This is a genomic window from Dietzia sp. E1 (assembly GCF_014145015.1).
In the GTDB taxonomy this organism is placed as follows: Bacteria; Actinomycetota; Actinomycetes; order Mycobacteriales; family Mycobacteriaceae; genus Dietzia; species Dietzia cinnamea_A.
Genome location: NZ_JAALDU010000439.1, coordinates 1 through 2352 on the forward strand (window position 1 = coordinate 1; position 2352 = coordinate 2352).

At 70.7% G+C, this 2352-nt stretch carries 2 protein-coding genes and 1 pseudogene; all 3 read right to left on the minus strand.

Annotated features, from left to right (window positions below; all coding sequences use genetic code 11):
* A pseudogene (locus G6030_RS13595) lies at positions 1-220 on the minus strand (hypothetical protein); the annotation flags it as partial.
* A gap of 5 nt (positions 221-225) precedes the next feature.
* Positions 226-1320, minus strand: coding sequence for a phospho-N-acetylmuramoyl-pentapeptide-transferase (mraY, locus tag G6030_RS13600; protein ID WP_182643489.1), 1095 nt, complete (start codon positions 1318-1320; stop codon positions 226-228).
* Positions 1317-2352 (minus strand): Mur ligase family protein (locus G6030_RS13605; RefSeq protein ID WP_182643490.1); only part of this gene is annotated, 1036 nt, incomplete at its 5' end. The genes mraY and G6030_RS13605, both read right to left, overlap by 4 nt.

Genomic DNA, 2352 nt, shown 5'->3' on the forward strand with positions numbered 1-2352 from the left:
CCTCGCACGCGACACCGTCCGGCAGCGCCTCCCGCAGGCGTGCGATCGCCTCGGGTCGCGAGTCGGCGACCACGGGCTCGGCGCCCAGCGCGTCGAGGATGCGTACAGCGCCCGGCCCGGACACGCCCGCGCCCAGGACCAACACCCGCAGCCCGTGCAGCCCCCGGACGTCCGGCCCCGGCCGGTCGGTCGACGCGGCGGTCTCGGTCATATCGGTCATGTCGCTCATCCCGCCGAGCTCGCGAGCCAGTCGCCGTAGAACAGCGCGATCGCCAGGCCACACGAGATGGCCACCAGCAGCCAGAACCGGATCGTCACCGTGGTCTCGGCCCAGCCGCCGTTCTCGAAGTGGTGGTGGATGGGCGTCATGCGGAACGGGCGTCGGCCCGTGGTGCGGAACGCGGCGACCTGGATGAGGACGGAGACGAACTCGATGACGAACACCGCTCCCACGACGACCATGAGCAGCTCGGTCCGCGACACGACGGACACGCCCGCGACGATGCCGCCGAGGAACATCGAGCCGGTGTCGCCCATGAAAATCTTGGCCGGCGCAGCGTTCCACCACAGGAAGCCCAGACACGCGCCGAGCGCTGCCGAACACACCACGGCGATGTCCAGGGGATCGCGGACCTGGTAGCAGCCCGACAGGTTGACGCCCTCGGCGGTGGAGAAGCACGAGTAGCGGAACTGCCAGAAGCTGAACACGACGTAGGTGCCCATGACCATGGCCATGGAGCCGGCGGCGAGGCCGTCGAGGCCGTCGGTGAAGTTGACCGCGTTGGACCAGCCGTAGACGAGGATCACGATGAAGACGAGGAAGACGACGACGGGAAAGGTCACGGCCACGAAGTCCCGCACGTAGCTCAGCGACCGGCTGGCCGGGGTGAGCCCGTCCGAGTTGCGGAACTGGAGGACGAGGATTCCGAACGCCAGCGCCGCGAGGACCTGCCCGACCGTCTTCGACAGGATGCCCAGGCCCTTGTTCTGCCGCTTGAACACCTTGAGGCCGTCGTCGATCATGCCGACCACGGCCAGCGCCGTGGCCAGGCCGAGGATGAGCAGGCCGGAGGCGGTGAACCCGCCGCCGCCCACGGTGAACTGCCCGATCAGCCCGGCGACGATATAGCCGAGCCACACGGCCGCGAGGATCGCGAGACCGCCCATGTTGGGCGTGCCCCGCTTGCCCATGTGGGACTGCGGGCCCTCGAGACGGATCTCCTGGCCGTAGCCCTTGCGCCGGAAATAGATGATGAGCAGGGGTGCGAGGAAGATGCTCACGACGAAGGCGACGATGCCTGCGATCATGATCTGGGTCATGACTGGTTCTCCTCACCACGCGACGCGAGCAGGTGCTCGGCGACGCTCCACAAACCGACGGCAGCAGAGGCCTTGACCAGGACGATGTCGCCGGGCTCCACGCGCTCGTCCAGGATCGCCACGGCCTCCTCGGCGGTGGCGACGTGCTCCGCCTCGGAACCCCACGAGCCCTCCTGGATCGCGCCCTGGAACAGCGCCCGCTGGGGACGGCCCAGGCCCACGACCACGAGCTGGGACACGTCCAGGCGGACGAGGAAACGCCCGATGAGGTCGTGCTCGATGACCGCGTCCTCGCCGAGCTCGGCCATTTCCCCCAGCACCGCCCAGGTCCGCCGGTGGCCGCCGCCGGAGCGGGCCATGACGGCCAGGGACTTCAGCGCGGCCCGCATCGAATCGGGGTTGGCGTTGTACGAGTCGTTGATGACGGTGACGCCGTCGGCGGTCATCCGCACGTCCATCCGGCGTACGGAGGCGGCCTCCGCGGTCCCCAGGGCCGCGGCCACCTGCTCGACCGACATCCCGCACGCGAGACCCACCGCGGCCGCCGACAGGGCGTTGCCCACCTGGTGCTCGCCGTGCACGCGCAGCGCGACCTCCGCCTCACCCCGCGGGGTGACCAACGTGAACGAGGCGCGCACCTCGTCGTCGAGCCTCACCCGCTCCGCACGGACGTCCGCGGACCCGCCCAGCCCCACCGTGACGACCTCGGCGGAGGTCCGGCCGGCCATGGCGGCGACCCGGTCGTCGTCGGCGTTGAGGACGGCGACCCCGCCGTGCGCGGCGTCCGGCAGCGCCTCGACGAGCTCACCCTTGGTGGCGGCGATGACCTCGCGCGAGCCGAACTCGCCCAGGTGCGCGGTGCCGACGTTGAGGACGACCCCGATGCGCGGGGGTGCGAGGGCCGCGAGCTCGCGGATGTTGCCGGGTGCGCGGGCGCTGAGTTCGAGGACGAGGAAATCGGTGTCCTCGTCGGCGCGGAGCGCGGTCCACGGGTGGCCGATCTCGTTGTTGAACGAGCCCGGGGGCGCGACG

Excerpts from the sequence above, each read along its gene's own strand:
- mraY (WP_182643489.1), bottom strand. The coding sequence starts at position 1,320 with ATGACCCAGATCATGATCGCAGGCATCGTCGCCTTCGTCGTGAGCATC.